Annotated in this window: 17 protein-coding genes; 13 read left to right on the forward strand and 4 right to left on the reverse strand. The window is 72.6% G+C overall.

The genetic code is table 11. The annotated features are described in order from the left end of the window. Positions 1-98: 98 nt before the first annotated feature. The 8 genes from ACIHCM_RS22860 to ACIHCM_RS22895 all read left to right on the forward strand — a co-directional run bounded on the left by ACIHCM_RS22860 (position 99) and on the right by ACIHCM_RS22895 (position 10232). Positions 99-893: a TIGR03084 family metal-binding protein gene (locus ACIHCM_RS22860; protein WP_399898812.1), complete on the forward strand. Its 795-nt coding sequence runs from the start codon at positions 99-101 to the stop codon at positions 891-893. Further along, positions 890-2569, forward strand: coding sequence for an acyclic terpene utilization AtuA family protein (locus ACIHCM_RS22865; protein ID WP_399898642.1), 1680 nt, complete (start codon positions 890-892; stop codon positions 2567-2569). The genes ACIHCM_RS22860 and ACIHCM_RS22865 overlap by 4 nt, the downstream gene beginning before the upstream one ends. Continuing rightward, positions 2566-4164: an acyl-CoA carboxylase subunit beta gene (locus tag ACIHCM_RS22870; protein WP_399898645.1), complete on the forward strand. Its 1599-nt coding sequence runs from the start codon at positions 2566-2568 to the stop codon at positions 4162-4164. The genes ACIHCM_RS22865 and ACIHCM_RS22870 overlap by 4 nt, the downstream gene beginning before the upstream one ends. Before the next feature lie 6 nt (positions 4165-4170). Further along, positions 4171-6012, forward strand: a complete 1842-nt coding sequence (locus ACIHCM_RS22875) for a biotin carboxylase N-terminal domain-containing protein (RefSeq protein WP_399898648.1) — start codon at positions 4171-4173, stop codon at positions 6010-6012. An 81-nt stretch (positions 6013-6093) separates the two neighbouring features. After that, positions 6094-7254 carry an acyl-CoA dehydrogenase family protein gene (locus ACIHCM_RS22880; protein ID WP_399898651.1) on the forward strand — a complete coding sequence of 387 codons (1161 nt, stop codon included), beginning with the start codon at positions 6094-6096 and terminating at the stop codon, positions 7252-7254. Between the two features lie 43 nt (positions 7255-7297). Continuing rightward, the gene (locus ACIHCM_RS22885; protein ID WP_399898652.1) at positions 7298-8866 is read left to right on the forward strand and encodes a 4-coumarate--CoA ligase family protein; all 1569 of its coding nucleotides are present in this window, start codon (positions 7298-7300) and stop codon (positions 8864-8866) included. Then, positions 8863-9597 (forward strand): enoyl-CoA hydratase family protein, encoded by a 735-nt coding sequence (locus ACIHCM_RS22890; protein WP_399898655.1) that lies wholly within the window; start codon positions 8863-8865, stop codon positions 9595-9597. The genes ACIHCM_RS22885 and ACIHCM_RS22890 overlap by 4 nt, the downstream gene beginning before the upstream one ends. Continuing rightward, complete coding sequence (locus tag ACIHCM_RS22895; RefSeq protein WP_399898658.1) at positions 9585-10232, forward strand: TetR/AcrR family transcriptional regulator; 648 nt, start codon at positions 9585-9587, stop codon at positions 10230-10232. Before ACIHCM_RS22890 ends, ACIHCM_RS22895 begins: the two co-directional genes overlap by 13 nt. A gap of 33 nt (positions 10233-10265) precedes the next feature. Here the strand turns inward: ACIHCM_RS22895 and pdxH are convergent, their stop codons facing one another. Continuing rightward, positions 10266-10940, reverse strand: a complete 675-nt coding sequence (gene pdxH / locus ACIHCM_RS22900; RefSeq protein WP_399898660.1) for a pyridoxamine 5'-phosphate oxidase — start codon at positions 10938-10940, stop codon at positions 10266-10268. Between the two features lie 329 nt (positions 10941-11269). Here pdxH and ACIHCM_RS22905 point away from each other — a divergent pair, with 329 nt between their 5' ends. The 3 genes from ACIHCM_RS22905 to ACIHCM_RS22915 all read left to right on the forward strand — a co-directional run bounded on the left by ACIHCM_RS22905 (position 11270) and on the right by ACIHCM_RS22915 (position 15140). After that, positions 11270-12370, forward strand: a complete 1101-nt coding sequence (locus ACIHCM_RS22905; RefSeq protein ID WP_399898663.1) for a citrate synthase 2 — start codon at positions 11270-11272, stop codon at positions 12368-12370. Positions 12371-12685: 315 nt separating this feature from the next. Then, positions 12686-13522 carry a GNAT family N-acetyltransferase gene (locus ACIHCM_RS22910; RefSeq protein WP_399898666.1) on the forward strand — a complete coding sequence of 279 codons (837 nt, stop codon included), beginning with the start codon at positions 12686-12688 and terminating at the stop codon, positions 13520-13522. 169 nt (positions 13523-13691) lie between these two features. Continuing rightward, complete coding sequence (locus ACIHCM_RS22915) at positions 13692-15140, forward strand: PAS domain-containing protein (RefSeq protein ID WP_399898669.1); 1449 nt, start codon at positions 13692-13694, stop codon at positions 15138-15140. A gap of 142 nt (positions 15141-15282) precedes the next feature. Here ACIHCM_RS22915 and ACIHCM_RS22920 read toward each other — a convergent pair whose 3' ends face one another. Further along, positions 15283-16038, reverse strand: coding sequence for an SIS domain-containing protein (locus tag ACIHCM_RS22920; protein WP_399898672.1), 756 nt, complete (start codon positions 16036-16038; stop codon positions 15283-15285). 293 nt (positions 16039-16331) lie between these two features. Here ACIHCM_RS22920 and ACIHCM_RS22925 point away from each other — a divergent pair, with 293 nt between their 5' ends. Then, positions 16332-17024 (forward strand): metal-dependent transcriptional regulator, encoded by a 693-nt coding sequence (locus tag ACIHCM_RS22925; protein ID WP_129796318.1) that lies wholly within the window; start codon positions 16332-16334, stop codon positions 17022-17024. 530 nt (positions 17025-17554) lie between these two features. Then, a complete protein-coding gene (locus ACIHCM_RS22930; RefSeq protein WP_399898675.1) occupies positions 17555-18457 on the forward strand; it encodes an alpha/beta fold hydrolase in 903 nt (300 codons plus the stop codon). 186 nt (positions 18458-18643) lie between these two features. On the opposite strand, the gene ACIHCM_RS22935 is transcribed toward ACIHCM_RS22930, so the two are convergent. Together ACIHCM_RS22935 and ACIHCM_RS22940 are read right to left on the reverse strand one after the other, a co-directional pair. Beyond that, positions 18644-19303, reverse strand: a complete 660-nt coding sequence (locus tag ACIHCM_RS22935) for a hypothetical protein (RefSeq protein WP_399898678.1) — start codon at positions 19301-19303, stop codon at positions 18644-18646. Continuing rightward, on the reverse strand, positions 19300-19554 hold the full coding sequence (locus ACIHCM_RS22940; RefSeq protein ID WP_399898681.1) for a hypothetical protein: 255 nt from the start codon (positions 19552-19554) through the stop codon (positions 19300-19302). The genes ACIHCM_RS22935 and ACIHCM_RS22940 overlap by 4 nt, the downstream gene beginning before the upstream one ends. Between the last annotated feature and the right edge of the window lie 9 nt (positions 19555-19563).

Below are 19563 nucleotides of genomic sequence, written 5' to 3' on the forward strand. Positions count from 1 at the left end.
GAGTAGTCAAAGCGATGCGCACCGGCACCGCGAATCGGCAAAACAAAATCATGCAAGCGTGCTTGATTTGTTCCGGTGTCGCTGCCACGCTCCTGCCCATGGCCGACCCCACCCCCGTCTTCGACGACCTGCGTGCCGAAAGCGACGAACTCGACCGGCTCGTCGCCGACTTGCCGCCGGAGCGCTGGACACTGCCGACCCCCGCGCCCCGCTGGACCGTCGCCCACCAGATCGCCCACCTCGCCTGGACCGACCGCTCCGCCCTGCTCGCCGTCACCGACGAGGACGCGTTCCGGACGCTGGTCGAGAAGGCCTTCGCCGCGCCGGACTCCTTCGTGGACGACGGCGCCGAGGAGGGGGCGCGGCTGGCGCCCGCCGAACTGCTCGCGAGCTGGAGGGAAGGGCGTACCGCCCTCGACGCCGCCCTGCGCACCGCACCGCGCGGTGCCCGTTTCCCCTGGTACGGCCCGCCCATGTCCGCCGCCTCCATGGCCACCGGACGGATCATGGAGACGTGGGCCCACGGCCAGGACGTCGCCGACGCCCTCGGGGTCGAGCGCACCCCTACGGACCGGCTGAAGCACGTCGTCCGCATCGGCGTCCGCGCCCGCGACTTCGCCTTCGCGGCGCACGGCCTGCCCGCGCCCGGCGAGGAGTTCCGGGTCGAGCTGGTCGCCCCCTCGGGCGAGTTGCTGACGTACGGTCCCGACGGCGCCGCCCAGCGCGTCACCGGCACCGCCTACGACTTCGCGCTCCTGGTCACCCAGCGCGCCCACCGCGACGACGTGGACGTGCGCGCCGAGGGTGCGGACGCGGACCGCTGGCTCGGCATCGCCCAGGCCTTCGCGGGCCCGCCCGGCGACGGCCGCCCGCCGAAGGGTGACGCCCGGTGACCCTGCGCATCGGCAACGCCTCCGGCTTCTACGGAGACCGTTTCGACGCCCTGCGCGAGATGCTCACCGGCGGCGAACTCGACGTCCTCACCGGCGACTACCTCGCCGAGCTGACGATGCTGATCCTGGCCCGGGACCGGCTGAAGGACCCCGGCGCCGGATACGCCCGGACCTTCCTGCGCCAGCTGGAGGAGTGCCTCGGTCTCGCCCACGAGCGGGGTGTCCGCGTCGTCACCAACGCGGGCGGGCTCAACCCCGCCGGACTCGCCGGAGCCGTGAGGAAGCTGGCCGACCGCCTGGGCATCCCCCTGCGGGTCGCGCACGTGGAGGGCGACGACCTCACCGCCCGCTACCCGGGCAGCCTCGCCGCGCACGCCTACCTCGGCGGCTTCGGCATCGCCGCCTGCTTGCGGGAGGGCGCCGACATCGTGGTGACCGGCCGGGTGACCGACGCGGCGCTGGTCACCGGGCCCGCCGCCGCCCACTTCGGCTGGCAGCCGGGGGACCACGACCGCCTCGCGGGCGCCGTCGTCGCCGGGCACGTCCTGGAGTGCGGCACCCAGGCCACCGGCGGCAACTACTCCTTCTTCCACGAGCGGCAGGCCGACGCCCACAGGCCCGGCTTCCCACTCGCCGAGATCCATGACGACGGCAGCTGCGTGATCACCAAGCACCCCGGAACCGGCGGCTTCGTCGACGTGGGCACGGTCACCGCACAGCTGCTGTACGAGACGGGCGGCGCCCGGTACGCCGGCCCCGACGTCACCGCGCGCCTCGACACCGTACGGCTCACCCAGGACGGCCCCGACCGCGTGCGGATCGACGGCGTGCGGGGCGAGGCGCCGCCCGGGACCCTCAAGGTCGGCCTCAACCGGCTCGGCGGATTCCGCAACGAGGTCGTCTTCGTCCTGACCGGACTCGACATCGACGCCAAGGCCACCCTCGTCCGGCAGCAGATGGCGGACGCGCTGGCCAAGGCGCCGCCCGCCGAGATCCGCTGGGACCTGGCGCGCACCGACCGGCCCGACGCCGGTACCGAGGAGACCGCGAGCGCCCTGCTGCGGCTGGTCGTACGGGACCCGGACGAGACGAAGACCGGGCGGGCGCTGAGCGGGGCTGCCGTGGAGCTGGCCCTCGCGAGCTATCCCGGCTTCCACGTCGTGGCGCCCCCGGGAAAGGGCTCTCCCTACGGGGTCTTCGAGGCCGGGTACGTCGCTCAGGACGCCGTCGATCACACGGCCGTCCTCGACGACGGACGCCGTATGCCGGTCGCGCCGGCCGCCGCCACCCTCGTACCGGAACCCCTCGCGGAACCGCCGCTGCCGCAGCCCCTGCCGGCCGGGCCGGTACGCCGCGCCCCCCTCGGCCTCGTCGCCGGAGCCCGCAGCGGCGACAAGGGCGGCGACGCCAACGTCGGCGTGTGGGCGCGGACCGACGACGCCTGGCGCTGGCTCGCCCACGAGCTGACCGCCGGCCGATTCCGGCAACTGATCCCCGAGGCCCGCGACCTGCCCGTCACCCGGCACGTCCTGCCGAACCTGCGCGCCCTGAACTTCGTCGTCGAGGGCATCCTCGGCGAAGGCGTCGCCGCGCAGGCCCGTTTCGACCCGCAGGCCAAGGCCCTCGGCGAATGGCTGCGCTCCCGCCACCTGGACATCCCGGAGGCCCTCCTGTGACCGTCCTGACCTCCGCCCTCGACACCACGAGCCCCGAGTACCGGGGGAACCGTGACGCGATGCTCGGCAAGCTCGCCGAGCTGGACGCCGAGCACGCCAAGGCCCTCGCGGGCGGCGGCGAGAAGTACGTCGCCCGGCACCGGGGGCGCGGCAAACTCCTCGCCCGCGAGCGCATCGAGCTGCTCCTCGACCCTGACACGCCCTTCCTGGAACTGTCCCCGCTGGCGGCCTGGGGCAGCGACTACACCGTCGGCGCCTCCCTCGTCACCGGCATCGGCGTGGTCGAGGGCGTCGAGTGCCTGATCACCGCCAACGACCCGACCGTACGCGGCGGCGCGAGCAACCCGTGGAGCCTGAAGAAGGCCCTGCGCGCCAACGACATCGCCCTCGCCAACCGCCTGCCCTGCATCAGCCTGGTGGAGTCCGGGGGCGCCGATCTGCCGTCCCAGAAGGAGATCTTCATCCCCGGAGGTGCCATCTTCCGGGACCTCACGCGGCTGTCGGCGGCCGGCATCCCGACCGTCGCCGTCGTCTTCGGCAACTCCACGGCCGGGGGCGCGTACGTCCCCGGCATGTCCGACCACGTGATCATGGTCAAGGAGCGCGCCAAGGTCTTCCTCGGCGGTCCGCCCCTGGTGAAGATGGCGACCGGTGAGGAGAGCGACGACGAGTCCCTGGGCGGCGCCGACATGCACGCGCGCGTGTCGGGCCTCGCGGACCACTTCGCCGTGGACGAGCGGGACGCGCTGCGCCAGGCCCGGAGGGTCGTGGCCCGCCTCAACCACCGCAAGGCGTACGAGGATCCGGGCCCGGCCGAGCCCCCCAAGTACGACCCGGAGGAGCTGCTGGGCATCGTGCCCGGCGACCTGAAGGTGCCCTTCGACCCGCGCGAGGTCGTCGCCCGGATCGTCGACGCCTCCGACTTCGACGAGTTCAAGCCGCTGTACGGGACCAGCCTGGCCACCGGCTGGGCCACCCTGCACGGCTACCCCGTCGGCATCCTCGCCAACGCCCAAGGGGTGCTGTTCAGCGAGGAGTCGCAGAAGGCGGCCCAGTTCATCCAGCTCGCCAACCAGCGCGACATCCCGCTGCTGTTCCTGCACAACACCACCGGCTACATGGTGGGCCGGGAGTACGAGCAGGGCGGCATCATCAAGCACGGCGCCATGATGATCAACGCGGTCGCCAACTCGCGCGTCCCGCATCTCTCCGTCCTCATGGGTGCCTCCTACGGCGCCGGGCACTACGGCATGTGCGGCCGCGCCTACGACCCGCGCTTCCTCTTCGCCTGGCCCAGCGCCAAGTCCGCCGTCATGGGCCCCCAGCAGCTGGCGGGCGTGCTCTCCATCGTCGCCCGCCAGTCCGCCGCCGCCAAGGGGCAGCCGTACGACGACGAGGCGGACGCCGCCCTGCGCGCGATGGTCGAGCAGCAGATCGAGTCCGAGTCCCTGCCGATGTTCCTGTCCGGGCGCCTCTACGACGACGGCGTCATCGACCCGCGCGACACCCGAACCGTCCTCGGCCTGTGCCTGTCCGCCCTCCACACCGCCCCGTACGAGGGCGTGCGCGGCGGCTTCGGCGTCTTCCGGATGTGAGGCCCAGTGATTACTTCCGTTCTAGTCGCGAACCGGGGCGAGATCGCCTGCCGGATCTTCCGCACCTGCCGTGAACTCGGCATCCGCACTGTCGCGGTGCACTCGGACGCGGATGCAGACGCCCTGCACGCGCGCGTGGCCGACGCCGCCGTACGGCTGCCGGGGGCGGCGCCCGCCGAGACGTATCTGCGCGGCGACCTGATCGTCAAGGCCGCGCTCGCCGCCGGTGCCGACGCCGTACACCCCGGCTACGGCTTCCTCTCCGAGAACGCCGGCTTCGCGCGCGCGGTCCTCGACGCGGGGCTGCGCTGGATCGGACCGCCGCCGGAGGCCATCGAGACGATGGCGTCCAAGACCCGCGCCAAGGAACTGCTCGGGCTCGCACCCCTGCAGAAGGTCACCGAGGCCGACCTGCCGGTCCTGGTGAAGGCGGCCGCGGGCGGCGGCGGGCGCGGGATGCGGATCGTACGGCGCCTGGAGGACCTGGACGGCGAACTCTCCGCTGCCCGCGCGGAGGCGCTCGGTGCCTTCGGTGACGACGAGGTGTTCATCGAGCCGTACGTCGAGAACGGCCGGCACGTCGAGGTGCAGATCCTCGCCGACGCCCACGGCACCGTCTGGGCGCTCGGCACCCGCGACTGCTCCCTCCAGCGCCGCCACCAGAAGGTGATCGAGGAGGCCCCGGCACCAGGTCTCCCCGAGGAACTCGCGCGGGAGCTGTGCGCCCTGGCGGTGCGGGCCGCCCGCGCGGTCTCCTACGAGGGCGCCGGGACCGTCGAGTTCCTGGTCGCGGACGGCCGCGCGCACTTCCTGGAGATGAACACCCGCCTTCAGGTCGAACACCCGGTGACGGAGGCGGTGTTCGGGGTCGACCTGGTCGCCGGGCAGATCCGCGTCGCGGAGGGGCACGCCCTGGAGCAGGACCCGCCGCCCGCGCGCGGCCACGCCGTCGAGGCCCGCCTCTACGCCGAGGACCCCGCCCGGGACTGGGCCCCGCAGACCGGCACCCTGCACCGCCTCGACGCCCCGGAAGGCGTCCGCCTCGACACCGGCTGCACCGGCGGCGACGAGATCGGCGTCCACTACGACGCCATGCTCGCGAAGGTCGTCGCGCACGCCCCCACGCGCGCGGAGGCCGTCCGCAAACTGGCCGGCGCCCTGGAACGCACCACGATCCACGGCCCCACCACCAACCGCGACCTCCTGATCCGCTCCCTGCGCCACAAGGAGTTCACGACGGCCCGCATGGACACGGGCTTCTACGACCGCCACCTTCAGGAAGTCACCGAACCCACCCCTGACCCCTGCGCCCCGCTGGCAGCCGCCCTCGCCGACGCCCACGGCCGCTCCCGGTTCGGCGGCTGGCGCAACGTCCCGTCACAGCCCCAGGTCAAGCGCTACGAGCGGGCGGGCGAGGAGATCGAGGTCCGGTACCGGCACACGAGGGACGGCATCGTCGCGGACGGCGTACGGGTCGTGCACGCCGACGCGCGCACCGTCGTCCTCGAAGTGGACGGCGTGCGGCGCCGGTTCGAGGTCGCCCGGTACGGCGACCAGGTGTACGTCGACGCCACCCGCCTCACCGCCCTGCCCCGCTTCCCCGACGCCACCACCCAGCACGCCCCCGGCTCCCTCCTCGCCCCCATGCCGGGAACGGTCGTCCGCGTGGCCGAGGGCCTGACCGAGGGCGTCGCAGTGACGGCCGGGCAGCCACTGATCTGGCTGGAGGCGATGAAGATGCAGCACCAGATCTCGGCGCCGGCCGACGGCACACTCACCGCACTGCACGCCAAGCCGGGACAGCAGGTGGAGCCGGGCTTGCTGCTGGCGGTGGTGCAGCCGACCTGAGGGGCGCGGGGCTGCATGAAACATGCGGCTCCGCCGCGTGAGCGCGACCAGCCACCCACCACCCGCACCCGGAGGAACCGCATGACCACCCTCATCGAACCCGCGGAGCACAAGGCTCTGCGCGAGGCCGTCGCCGCCCTCGGCAAGCGCTACGGCCGCGAGTACCTCACGAAGACGGTCGCCGAAGGCAAACCCCTCACCGAACTCTGGCTGGAGGCGGGCAAACTCGGCTACCTCGGCGTCAACCTCCCCGAGGAGTACGGCGGCGGAGGCGGCGGCATCTCCGAACTCGCCATCGTCCTGGAGGAACTCGGCGCGGCCGGCAGCCCCCTGCTCATGCTCGTCGTCTCCCCGGCGATCTGCGGCACGGTGATCGCCCGCTTCGGCACCGAGGAGCAGAAGCGCGACTGGCTCCCGGGACTCGCCGACGGCACCCGCCTCATGGCCTTCGGCATCACCGAGCCCGACGCCGGCTCCAACAGCCACCGCATCACCACCACCGCCCGCCGGGACGGCGCCGACTGGCTCCTGACCGGGCGCAAGGTGTTCATCTCCGGTGTCGACATGGCCGACGCCGTCCTGATCGTCGGCCGCACCGAGGACGCCCGCACCGGCAACCTCAAGCCCTGCCTGTTCATCGTCCCCACCGACGCCGACGGCTTCCACAGGCGTCCCATCGACATGGAACTCAACGCCGCCGAGAAGCAGTTCGAGCTGACCCTGGACGACGTACGCCTGCCCGCCGAGGCGCTCGTCGGCGACGAGGACGCCGGCCTGCTGCAACTCTTCGCCGGGCTCAACCCCGAACGCATCATGACCGCCGCCTTCGCGATCGGCATGGGCAGGTACGCGCTCGCCAAGGCCCTCGACTACGCCCGCGAGCGCACCGTGTGGAAGACGCCCATCGGCGCCCACCAGGCCATCGCCCACCCCCTCGCCCAGGCCCACATCGACCTCGAACTCGCCCGCCTGATGATGCAGAAGGCGGCGCACCTGTACGACGCGGGCGACGACATCGGCGCCGGTGAGGCCGCCAACATGGCCAAGTACGCGGCGGGCGAGGCCTGTGTGAAGGCCGTCGACCAGGCCGTGCACACCCTCGGCGGCAACGGCCTCACGCGCGAGTTCGGCCTCGCCTCGCTGATAACGGCCGCGCGCGTGGCTCGTATCGCGCCGGTGAGCCGGGAGATGATTCTCAACTACGTGTCCCACCAGACCCTGGGCCTGCCCAAGTCGTACTGAGCCGCACGCTCGGCCGAGCCGGGCCGCACCGCTTGGAGGAACCGTGTTCCGCAGCGCGTACGCCGACGTCCCGCCCGTAGAACTCCCCATCCACGAAGCCGTACTGGGCCGAGCCGCCGACTTCGGCGAGCTGCCGGCCCTCGTCGACGGCACCGACGGCACCACCCTCTCGTACGAACAGGTGGACCGGTTCCACCGGCGGATCGCCGCCGCGCTCACCGAGGCCGGCGTGCGCAAGGGCGACGTCCTCGCCCTGCACAGCCCGAACACGATCGCCTTCCCCACGGCCTTCTACGCCGCCACGCGCGCGGGTGCCGCCGTCACCACCGTGCACCCCCTCGCCACGGCCGAGGAGTTCGCCAAGCAGCTGCGCGACTCGGCGGCCCGCTGGATCGTCACCGTCTCCCCGCTGCTGGACACCGCCCGCCGGGCCGCCGAACTCGCGGGCGGCGTCCAGGAGATCTTCGTCTGCGACAGCGCGCCCGGACACCGCTCACTGATCGACATGCTGGCCTCCACGGCCCCCGAGCCGCAGATCGCCATCGACCCCGCCGAGGACGTGGCCGCCCTCCCGTACTCCTCTGGCACCACCGGCGTCCCCAAGGGCGTCATGCTCACCCACCGGCAGATCGCCACCAACCTCGCCCAGCTCCAGCCGGCGATCAGCGCGGGCCCAGGCGACCGCATCCTCGCCGTCCTGCCCTTCTTCCACATCTACGGCCTCACCGCCCTGATGAACGCTCCCCTGAGAGTGGGTGCCACCGTCGTCGTGCTGCCCCGCTTCGACCTGGAGCAGTTCCTCGCCGCCATCCAGAACCACCGCATCACCGGCCTGTACGTCGCCCCGCCGATCGTCCTCGCCCTCGCCAAGCACCCCGCGGTCACGCAGTACGACCTGTCGTCCCTGAAGTACGTCATCAGCGCCGCCGCACCGCTGGACGCGAACCTCGCCGCCGCCTGCTCCCGGCGCCTGAACCTGCCGCCCGTCGGCCAGGCGTACGGCATGACCGAACTCTCCCCGGGCACCCACGTCGTCCCCCTGGACGCCATGACGGACGCCCCGCCCGGTACCGTCGGCCGGCTCATCGCCGGCACCGAGATGCGCATCGTCTCCCTCGACGACCCCGGCAAGGACCTCGGCACCGGCGAACCCGGCGAGATCCTCATCCGCGGCCCCCAGGTGATGAAGGGCTACCTCGGCCGCCCCGACGACACCGCCGCGATGATCGACGCCGACGGCTGGCTGCACACCGGGGACGTCGGGCACGTCGACGGCGACGGCTGGCTGTTCGTCGTGGACCGCGTCAAGGAACTGATCAAGTACAAGGGCTTCCAGGTGGCCCCCGCCGAACTGGAGGCCCTCCTCCTCACCCACCCGGGCATCGCCGACGCCGCCGTCATCGGCGTGTACGACGACGACGGGAACGAGATCCCCCGCGCCTACGTCGTCCGCCACCCCACCGCGCCCGACCTCACCGAGAACGAGGTCATGCTGCACGTCGCCGAACGCGTCGCCCCCTACAAGCGCGTCCGCCAGGTCAGCTTCATCGCGGGCGTCCCCCGCGCCGCCTCCGGCAAGATACTGCGCCGCCAACTCCGGGAGACCGCGTGACGCTGATCGGCCGCACACGCGATCGGGGAGTCGAGACCCTCACCCTCGACTCCCCGGCCAACCGCAACGCCCTGTCCGCCGCACTCGTCGGGGAACTCGCCGACGCGCTCGCCGACTGCGGCAAGGACGGCGACGTCCGCGCCGTCCTCCTCACTCACACCGGCAACACCTTCTGCGCCGGCGCCGACCTGCGCGACCCACCCGACCCGGACGCCCTCGTCGGTCTCCTCCGCCAGATCGTCGAACTGCCCCGACCCGTCGTCGCCCGCGTCACCGGCCACGTCCGGGCGGGCGGCCTCGGCCTGCTCGGCGCCTGCGACATCGCCGCCGCGTCCGGCACGGCGACCTTCGCGTTCACCGAGGTCAGGATCGGCGTGGCGCCCGCCGTCATCTCCCTTCCCCTGCTGCCCCGCACCGACCCGCGCGCCCTCGCCCGCCACTACCTCACCGGCGAACGCTTCGACGCCGCCGAGGCCGCCCGCATCGGCCTGCTCACCGCGGCCGGCGACGACGCCGACGCCGTACTCGAACCGATCCTCGACGGACTGCGGCGCTCCGCACCGCGGGCACTGGCCGAGACGAAACGGCTGCTCACGGCTAAGGTGCTTCAGACATTCGACCGGGACGCGGCGGAGCTGACCGCCCTCTCGGCCCGGATGTTCGCCTCCGCCGACGCCCGCGAGGGCATGACAGCCTTCCTAGAACGACGGGATCCACCATGGGTGCTGTGAACCCGGCCGGCGCGGCCGGCGCGGTCACGACGGTGACCGCCGGGGACCGCGCCGACCGCGTACCCAAGCAGGACCGCAGCCGCGCCACCCGGCAGCGCCTCCTCGAAGCCGCCGTGGCCTGCCTCGCCGAACACGGCTGGGCAGGCTCCACCGTCACCGTCGTCGCCGAACGCGCCGGCGTCTCCCGCGGCGCCGCCCAGCACCACTTCCCGACCCGCGAGGACCTCTTCACGGCCGCCGTCGAGTACGTCGCCGAGGAACGCTCGGGCGCCCTGCGCGCCCTGTTCCCGCACGGCGCGGCAGGCGACCGCCGCGCCGTGGTCGCCGCCCTCGTCGACCTCTACACCGGCCCGCTGTTCCGCGCCGCCCTCCACCTGTGGGTCGCCGCCTCCAACGAGGACCAGCTGCGCCCCCGCGTCACCGAACTCGAGGCCCGCGTCGGCCGCGAGACCCACCGCATAGCCGTCGACCTCCTCGCCGCCGACGAATCCCGCCCCGGCGTCCGCGAATCCGTCCAGGGCCTCCTCGACATGGCCCGCGGCCTCGGCCTCGCCAACCTCCTCACCGACGACACCGCCCGCCGCGACCGGGTGGTCACACAGTGGGCGGCACTGCTGGGGGAGACGTTGGGGTGAGGCGAAGGCCCGTCGGGTCGCGGCGCCCGCCCCTCACGGACTGAGCCGCTCCACCCCCCACCCCCCGTCCGCCTGCGACACGTAGCGCAGGCGGTCGTGGAGGCGGTTCTCGCGGCCCTGCCAGAACTCCACCGTCCGCGGGACCACCCGGAAACCGCCCCAGTGCGGGGGGACCGGGACCTGCTCGCCCTCGGGGTAGCGGGCCGCGAGCTCGGCGTAGGAGGCGTCCAGGTCCGCGCGGGTGCCGATCACCGTCGACTGGGCGCTCGCCCACGCACCGAGCTGCGAGCCGTGCGGGCGGGTGCGGAAGTACGCGGCGGTCTCGTCCCGGCCCGTGCGCCGCGCCATGCCCGTCACGATGACCTGGCGGGCCATCGTGTACCAGGGGAAGAGCAGCGAGACGTACGGGTTCTCGGCGAGATCACGCGCCTTGCGGGAGTCGTAGTTCGTGTAGAAGACGAAGCCCGCGTCGTCGAAGTGCTTCAGCAGCACCGTACGGGAACTGGGGCGGCCCTCCGCGTCGGCCGTGGAGACCACCATCGCGTTCGGCTCGAACAGCCGGCCCTCGGTCGCGGCCTGCTTGAACCACCGCGCGAACTGCTCCACCGGCGTGGCGGCCAGCTCGGTCTCGGACAGCCCCTCCGCCCGGTAGTGCTTGCGCATCGCGGCCGGATCGGGCGCAGCGGGGACGGTGTCTTCGTCGGTCACGCGGTCATCTTGCCGTATGCACGGCAGGGCTTCGGCATGGTGTGGTGCGTCACGCATTGGCACTGGGTGCCGTCACCTCTCCCCAAGGATGGCACCCGGGGATATCGTGCAGATGCCCTTCCGGTTGGATGACCGCCCGCCTCACGGGGCATCACCCCCCATGACCGCCCAGGACCGCGAGTCCGCAGACCGACCGTGGATCCCCCGGGCGATCACCCGTTTCCACACCCGGACACGGTCACCAGCACCGGCAGGACCGGTCACACACGGGGTGCCGCACCACTCCGTGGCCCACAACCGCCCGTCGCACACATCCGAGGAGCCGCCTGATGTCCGACTTCGTACCCGGACTCGAAGGAGTCATCGCGTTCGAGACGGAGATCGCCGAACCGGACAAGGAGGGCGGCGCCCTCCGGTACCGGGGCGTCGACATCGAGGACCTGGTCGGTCACGTCTCGTTCGGCAACGTCTGGGGACTGCTCGTCGACGGCGCCTTCAACCCAGGCCTGCCGCCCGCCGAGCCCTTCCCCATCCCCGTGCACTCCGGCGACATCCGCGTCGACGTCCAGTCGGCACTCGCCATGCTCGCCCCGGTGTGGGGCCTGAAACCCCTGCTCGACATCGACGCCGAACAGGCCCGGGAGGACCTCGCCCGGGCCGCCGTGATGGCCCTCTCCTACGTCGCCCAGTCCGCCCGGGGCCAGGGCCGCCCCATGGTTCCGCAGCGCGAGATCGACAAGGCCCAGTCCGTCGTCGAACGTTTCATGATCCGCTGGCGCGGCGAGCCCGACCCCAAGCACGTGGCGGCCGTCGACGCCTACTGGACCAGCGCCGCCGAGCACGGCATGAACGCGTCCACCTTCACCGCCAGGGTCATCGCCTCCACCGGCGCCGACGTGGCGGCGGCCCTCTCCGGAGCCGTGGGAGCCATGAGCGGCCCCCTCCACGGTGGCGCCCCCTCCCGCGTCCTCGGCATGATCGAGGAGATCGAACGCACCGGCGACGCCGAGGCCTACGTCAAGCAGGCCCTCGACCGGGGCGAACGCCTCATGGGCTTCGGCCACCGCGTCTACCGCGCCGAGGACCCCCGCGCCCGCGTCCTGCGCCGCACCGCCCGCGAACTCGGCGCACCCCGCTTCGAGATCGCGGAGGCGCTGGAGAAGGCGGCCCTGGAGGAACTCCACAACCGCCGCCCCGACCGGATCCTCGCCACCAACGTCGAGTTCTGGGCGGCCATCATGCTCGACTTCGCCGAGGTCCCCGCCCACATGTTCACCTCGATGTTCACGTGCGCCCGTACGGCCGGCTGGTCCGCCCACATCCTCGAACAGAAGCGCACCGGCCGCCTCGTCCGCCCCTCCGCCCGCTACATCGGCCCGGGCCCCCGCGACCCGCGCTCCATCCCGGGCTACGACGACATCGCCCGCTGACCCCGCGAAGGCCCCCTGAACGCAGACGACCCGCGAGTCTGGTTCCTCCAAGGAGGAGCCGGCCGGACGTACCGGCGACTCGCGGGTCGGGTGACTGCTCGGGATTGGGCCGGCTGCACGCGTCTTTCACGTGCTGGTCCGGCGCCGCACAGAGTGTGGTGCCGGGCCGCTAGCCCGCAGCCACCTCACGCGTCCGGTATGCATACATGTGCCGAACCACCTCCCTTCTCGTGTACGCGCCACCTTAGGAAGCCATCCGGCGGCCATCAACCGTTTTTCCGTGAAGCTGACGGGACCCGCGTTAGCGTTCTGCGCATGACAATGCGGCGGGTGGTTCTCAGTGGGTCGGTGTTCGAGGAGCGGATCGGGTATGCGCGGGCCGTCGTCGACGGGGACTGGGTGCATGTGTCCGGGACGACCGGGTTCGACTACGCGGCCATGTCCATCTCGGACGACGTGGTGGAGCAGGCCGAGCAGTGTCTGCGGAACATAGGCGCGGCACTGGCGGAGGCCGGCTGTACGTTCGCGGATGTCGTGCGCGTGCGGTACCTGCTGCCCGAGCGGGACGACTTCGAGCCCTGCTGGCCGGTGTTGCGCCGGGTGTTCGGGGAGGTGCGGCCGGCCGCGACCATGATGGTGTGCGGGCTGGCGGACGTCCGGATGAAGATCGAGATCGAGGTGTACGCGCGGCGTGGGCCGGTCGCCGGGGTGCGGATCGAGGCGGTCGAGGGCGAGCGGATGCTGGAGGAGTGGCGGCATGTGCACAACACCGTGGTGCCGCCCGGCGCGCTCTCCCTGGCGGAGGTGCGGGAGCGGAGCGGGCGGTACCGGCTGGTGAACGCGTACGTCGGTGAGGCGCTCGTGGGGTGCTCGACCGTGCGGCCCCCGGAGCGGGAGGGCGGCGCGGTGACCGTGATCGCCCGGGCGCTGCCCGAGTGGCGGGGCCGGGGGATCGGCCGTGTGCTCTACGACGACGGGCTCGCGCACGCGCGCGTGCTCGGTGCCGGTGTGGTGGAGACCTGCGTTCTGGCGGCCAACGGGGACGGTCTGCGGTTCGCCGCCGCGCGTGGGTTTGCCGAGGTTGACCGGTATGTGCTGCCCGGGGAGCAGGACGAGTGGGTTGACCTGCGGCTTTCGGTCATCGAGAGTTAGTCGGCGGTTGTCGCGCGGTTGTCGCGGGGCTGTCGCGGGGTTTCCGCCGCACAACGATTCCGGCAATCTTGCGGGAACCATATGTGGGCTGCGTCACGTTCGAGTTGAATGATGGCAAGTGAACGAACCGACGCGCCGTTCGTGCTGACGCAGCCTGCAGGGGGTTCAGGTGAGTGCTTCCCGGCGTAGTGGGACCACGGACGAACTGGGACCGGACGAGCCCGGTCCGCAGGGACCTGACGGCCCGGAGGGGCCGCAGGGTCCGGACGGACCTGAGGGTTCGGGTGGTTCGGATCTGCTTGCCGCCCTGCTGGACGGCATGGACGCGGCGTTGTGCGCTTTCGACGCCGACGGGGTCGTGACGCACTGGAACCGCGAGGCGGAGCGGATTCTCGGCTGGACGGCCGAGGAGGCGGTGGGACGGCACGGCTTCGCCGGGTGGGCCGTGCGCAGCGCCGACGCCGAGGAGGTCGAGGGGCGGCTGCTGTCCGCCATGAACGCGCCGGGCCGCCAGGTGCACGAGTTCGCGCTGCTGACCAAGGACGGCGGGCGGGTGCTGGTGCGGACGCAGTCGGCTGCGGTGCCGGGCCCGGACGGCAAGCCCGCGGGGGTGTACTGCGCCTTCAGTGAGGTGCACGCGCAGATCGATCTGGAGCGGTCCATCGCGCTGAGCGAGGCGTTGTTCGAGGACGCGAGCTGGGGGGTGGTCCTGGTCGACGCCGATCTGCGGCCCGCCGTGGTGAACGAGCACGCGGCCCGCGCGCTGGGCATCGGGCGTACGGCCGCGCTGGGACGGCCGCTCGGCGAGTTGCTGGCGCAGGGCGTGGAGGAGCTGGAGAGCGCGCTCACACATGTGCTGGGTGAGGGCGCGCCGCCCGCGCCGGCGGAGATATGGGTGAGCGTGCGCACGCCGGAGGGCGAGAAGCGGCGTTGCTGGCGCAGCGGGTTTCTGCGGCTGGCCTCGCCGCTGGCGGAGGAGCCGGTTCCGCTCGGGGTGGGCTGGCTTTTCCAGGACGTCACCGAGGCCAAGCAGGGCGAGCAGGAGGCGGCGCTGCTGCGGTTCCGCGGCAATCAGCTGCACCGGGCCGCCCGTGCGGCCGCCGAGTGCGAGGACGCGGCGGAGGCGGCGACGGTCCACCTGGACTTCGCGCTGGCCGGCTTCGCGGACCATGCGCTGATCGACCGGGTGGCGGGCGGTGCGCTGTCCGACGCGGAGTCCGTGGGGCCGGTCCGGCTGGTGCGGGTTGCCGGTACGCCGTCGGGTGCGCCCGGGCCGAGTCTGCTTTCGGGGCGCGCCGGGTTGCCCGCGCGGTACGGCGAGGGGCATCCGGCGTTGCAGTGCGTGGAGCGCATCGGCACCGTCCGGGCCAGTGTCGGCAGTGTGCCGGCCGAGCGGGCGCGTGCGTGGGCGACGACCAGGCAGTGGCCGCCGGACGCGGTGCACGCGCTGTGCGCGGTGCTGCGCAGCCGGGGGCGCACGCTCGGTGTCGTGACGTTTCTGCGGGGAAGCGGGCGCAGTGCGTTCGAGCGTTCCGACACGGTGTACGCCGAGGACGTGGCCGTCCGCATCGCGACGGCGCTGGACCTGGCGGGGCTTGTGGGGGAGGGCCGGGGCTGAACGGCCTCCGGCGGAGCAGCGGGACTGACCGGCGGAGCGGCGGGCTGATCGTCTGCCGGGGCTCGGTCGGCGCGCCCCCGGGCCTCAGTGCCGGTACGGGGCCCTCAGTGCCGGTACGAGGTCTCCGTGCCGGTACGGGGTCTCAGTGCCGGTAGAAGATCCGGTCCCCGTACTCCTCCAGCACCCGCCCGTTCCAGTCGTGGCCGCCGTCCACGTTGCCCGAGCGCAGCAGGGGAGGCTCGATGCCGCGGCCGGCCAGCTCGACGGCCGCCGTGGCCATGACGGACTGGAGCAGGGCCGCGGTCACCACCGTGGAGGCGGGGGCGAAGGGGGCGGGGACCAGGTCGTGGGTGAGCTCCGCGTCGCCGACCGCGATCTTCGAGTCGAGGACGATGTCGCAGTGGTCCTTCAGATACGTCCCGGAGGAGTGCCGTGACGAGGTCTCGCCGGCGTACGCGACCGAGGTCACGCCGATCACCCGCACGCCCAGGGCGCGGGCGTTGAGCGCCATCTCCACCGGGAGGGCGTTGCGGCCGGACAGGGAGATGATCACCAGGACGTCACCCGCGCGCAGTGGGGAGGAGTCAAGGACGGCGGCGGCGAGGCCGTCGACGCGCTCCAGTGCGGAGCCGAGGGTGGCGGGCATGACGTCGACGCCGACGACACCGGGCACGACGAGCAGGTTCATCAGCGCGAGACCGCCCGCGCGGTAGACCACGTCCTGGGCGGCGAGCGAGGAGTGCCCGGCGCCGAAGGCGAACAGCCGGCCCCCCGCGGCGACGGTGTCGGCGAGGAGCCGACCGGCGGCCGCGATGTTCCCGGACTCCTCCGCACGGACACGCTGCAGCAGACCGACAGCGGCGTCGAGGTACTGGTCGGCCGGCGTGCTGTCGCCCATCTGAGCTCCTTCGCTCCGCTTCACGCACTCGCACTGAGTCGCACTGTCTCGCACTGAGTCGCACAGTGACGCACTGTGTCGCGGATCACGGTGCGGTCTGGACCAGTGGGATGTCAATACGGGCGCGGGGGGCGGCGTTCGCGCCGTGGGTCCCGCGGTCACGTATCAGCATGTACCACCTGGTTTCGGCGGCGCGGCACGGTTGTCGGTGGTATCCGGCAGAATTGAAGCCAGGGCCAGCGCACGCGCCGGAGAGCGGTCGAGCCTTCGGCAGAGCTAATCAAGGGGCACGTATGTCCGGACTGATCGACACCACGGAGATGTATCTCCGCACCATCCTTGAGCTGGAAGAGGAAGGTGTGGTCCCCATGCGCGCCCGTATCGCCGAGAGGCTGGACCAGAGCGGGCCGACGGTGAGTCAGACGGTGGCGCGCATGGAGCGCGACGGCCTGGTGTCCGTGGCCAGCGACCGCCACCTGGAGCTCACCGACGAGGGCCGCCGGCTGGCGACGCGCGTGATGCGCAAGCACCGGCTCGCGGAATGTCTGCTGGTCGACGTGATCGGCCTGGAGTGGGAGCAGGTGCACGCCGAGGCCTGCCGCTGGGAGCACGTGATGAGCGAGGCGGTGGAGCGCCGGGTCCTGGAGCTGCTGCGCCACCCCACCGAGTCGCCGTACGGCAACCCGATCCCGGGCCTGGAGGAGCTGGGCGAGAAGGACGGCGCCGACCCGTTCCTGGACGAGGGCATGGTCTCGCTCGCCGACCTCGACCCGGGCGTGGAAGGCAAGACCGTCGTCGTACGCCGCATCGGTGAGCCGATCCAGACGGACGCCCAGCTGATGTACACGCTGCGCCGGGCGGGTGTGCAGCCCGGTTCGGTGGTGAGCGTGACGGAGTCGGCGGGCGGGGTCCTGGTGGGCAGCGGCGGCGAGGCTGCCGAACTGGAGTCGGACGTCGCCTCCCACGTCTTCGTCGCCAAGCGCTGAGTTCTCCCCGCTCGCGGGGCTCTCGCAGCTCACCTGACGAGCAACCCGGCGGGTGGTTCTCGTCGAATCCTGGACTCGGTATGCCGAATCGCAGCGCCCGGACGCCCGGCGTGCCAGGCTGTCGCCTGAGCGGAGGGTTCGAGGGGGCGGGGTGGGGATGTGCCGGAGGCGAACGGAGGGCCCCGGCGCCGTGTGGCGCCGGGGCCTGTCCTCCCCTGTTCTGACCCGGAGCCCCGAGCTCTCAGGGTCATCCCCCTCGGACCGTTTTTCCCCGAGCGGTCCGCCTCCCGCTGAAGATCTCCCCTGGGGCGGCGGGATCATTCCTGCAGCGGCGTCACTCAAACGAGGGGTGTTGCCCGCAGAAAGCCCATTCTCGAAAGCCCATTCGATAGTCTGCAGGGGCAGAACCGGTCCCGTGGGGCGCGCGGTACGACAAGTAGGACAAGCAGAGGCAGTAGGGCCGTAGGGCGAGCAGCACGGCCAGGACGGGTACGAGCGGGTCCGAGCGGAGCTTGGGGGTGCCGGAAGCAATGGCGCGACGCATCGACGTGATCGGGGCGGGCGGCGTACGACTCGCGGCCTGGGAGTTCGGCGACCCACCGAAGACCGACCCCGAGCCGGTGACGGGCGACCCCGCAGCCGGCTCCGCGACCGGCCCCGACCCCTCGCCCGGCGTGCTGTTACTGCACGGCCTGATGGGCCGCGCCTCGCACTGGGCCTCCACCGCCCGCTGGATCTCCGGACGTCACCGTGCCGTGGCGCTCGACCAGCGCGGTCACGGCCAGAGCGAGAAGCCCCCGCAGGCCGTGTACACCCGTGAGGCGTACGTCGACGACGCCGAGGCCGCCCTCGAACAGCTCGGCCTCGCCCCCGCCGTACTGATCGGCCACGCCATGGGCGCGCTCACCGCCTGGCAGCTGGCCGCCAAACGCCCCGACCTGGTCAGCGGCGTGATCATCTGCGATATGCGGGCCTCCGCCCTGGGGGCCGCGTCGCAGCGTGAGTGGGTCAACTGGTTCGGGTCCTGGCCCGTCCCCTTCGCCACCCTGGCCGACGTGCGCAAGTGGTTCGGCGAGGACGACCCCTGGGTCGAGCGGCCGAATCCGGCCCGTGGCGCGTTCTACGCCGAGGTGATGCACGAGTCGCCGGACGGCTGGCGGCCGGTCTTCGACGTCGAGCAGATGCTGAAGTCCCGCGAGACCTGGGTGTACGACGCCCACTGGGACGAGCTGGCCCAGGTGCGCTGCCCGGCCCTCGTCGTCCGCGGCCTCGACGGCGAGCTCGGCAGGGCGGAGGCCCAGGAGATGGTGCGCGTCCTCCCGCGCGGTGAGTACGCCGAGGTCGCCGACGCGGGTCATCTCATCCACTACGACCAGCCGGAGGCGTGGCGCGCGGCGATCGAGCCGTTCCTGGAGTCGGCGTTCGGCGGGTGAGGCGCCCGAGGCCGCCGGTGCTCCTGCGCTCCGCTGCCTCTTCGTCTCGTTGCCGCGCTGGCCCGCTGCCGCGTTGCCCCATTGCCCCCTGGCCCGCTTGTCTCGTCGCCCTCGCCTCGTTGCCGCGCTGGCCCGCTGCCGCGTCTCCCCTCGCCTCGTCGCCCCGTTGCCCCGCTGGCCCGGGTGTCACTTGCCCGTGACCGTCAGGAACGCCACCGCACCGGTCGTGACCAGCAGGATCCCGAGCAGACACCAGCGCCGGGCCGTGTGCAGGGCCGCGCGGATCTGCCAGACGTGGGCCATGGCGAGCAGCCAGCGCACATAGGGATCGGTGCGGGCGATGTTGGCGCGGGCGCGGGCCAGGTGACGGCGGAGCAGTTCACGCCGGTGCGGGTCGGGTTCGCGGGCGATCGCGCGCTGGATGTTCGCGGCGACGGTGCGGTGCCGCAGCAGGTCGTCCACGCCGGTGGCGGCGGAGCCGAAGAAGTCGGCGGGCGCGGCGTCGATCAGCTCGCGCAGGCCGCGTACTGCGGGATCGGAGAGCGTGGCCGTCGTGGTCACCGGCGGCTCCAGCACCCGGGTGACCTGCCAGACGGCAAGGGCGACCCCGCTCAGGGCGAGGGCCAGGGCGGCGCCGGCGACCACCGCGTCACCGAGCCCGTGCACCTTGCCCACGGCGACCAGCGGACCGGCCCCGATCAACGCCGCCCCGACCGCCCCGAACGCGGCGATCATCCACCGCGCCGCCGCCCGCAGCTCGGGCACGGCGTCCAGGGGTGAGGGCAGCGCGTCGAACTGCGTCCCGAGGGCGCCCGGGGACCCTTCCGGTGGCGGCGGTACGGTCACGTCGCACCGTCGTCCCCGCGTGCGCCGCCGCGCCACCGCCCCCTGCCGCCCTCCGGGCTCCCGGCGTCCGGCCCGTCGTAGCCCCGACTCCCGGCGGCGGGCCTCAGCTCGTCGTCCCGGCTCACCGCGAGCGGCGGAGCCTCCTCGTCGTCCGGTATGTCTGGGTAGGCCCTCCACTGCGCCCCGTCGAAGTACTCCAGCGAACCGTCCGGCCCGAGCCGTACGTCGTTCAGCCGCGGTTCCTCCGTCACAGCCCCTCC

The sequence above is a fragment of the Streptomyces sp. NPDC052023 genome, from assembly GCF_044548465.1.
Taxonomy (GTDB): Bacteria; Actinomycetota; Actinomycetes; order Streptomycetales; family Streptomycetaceae; genus Streptomyces.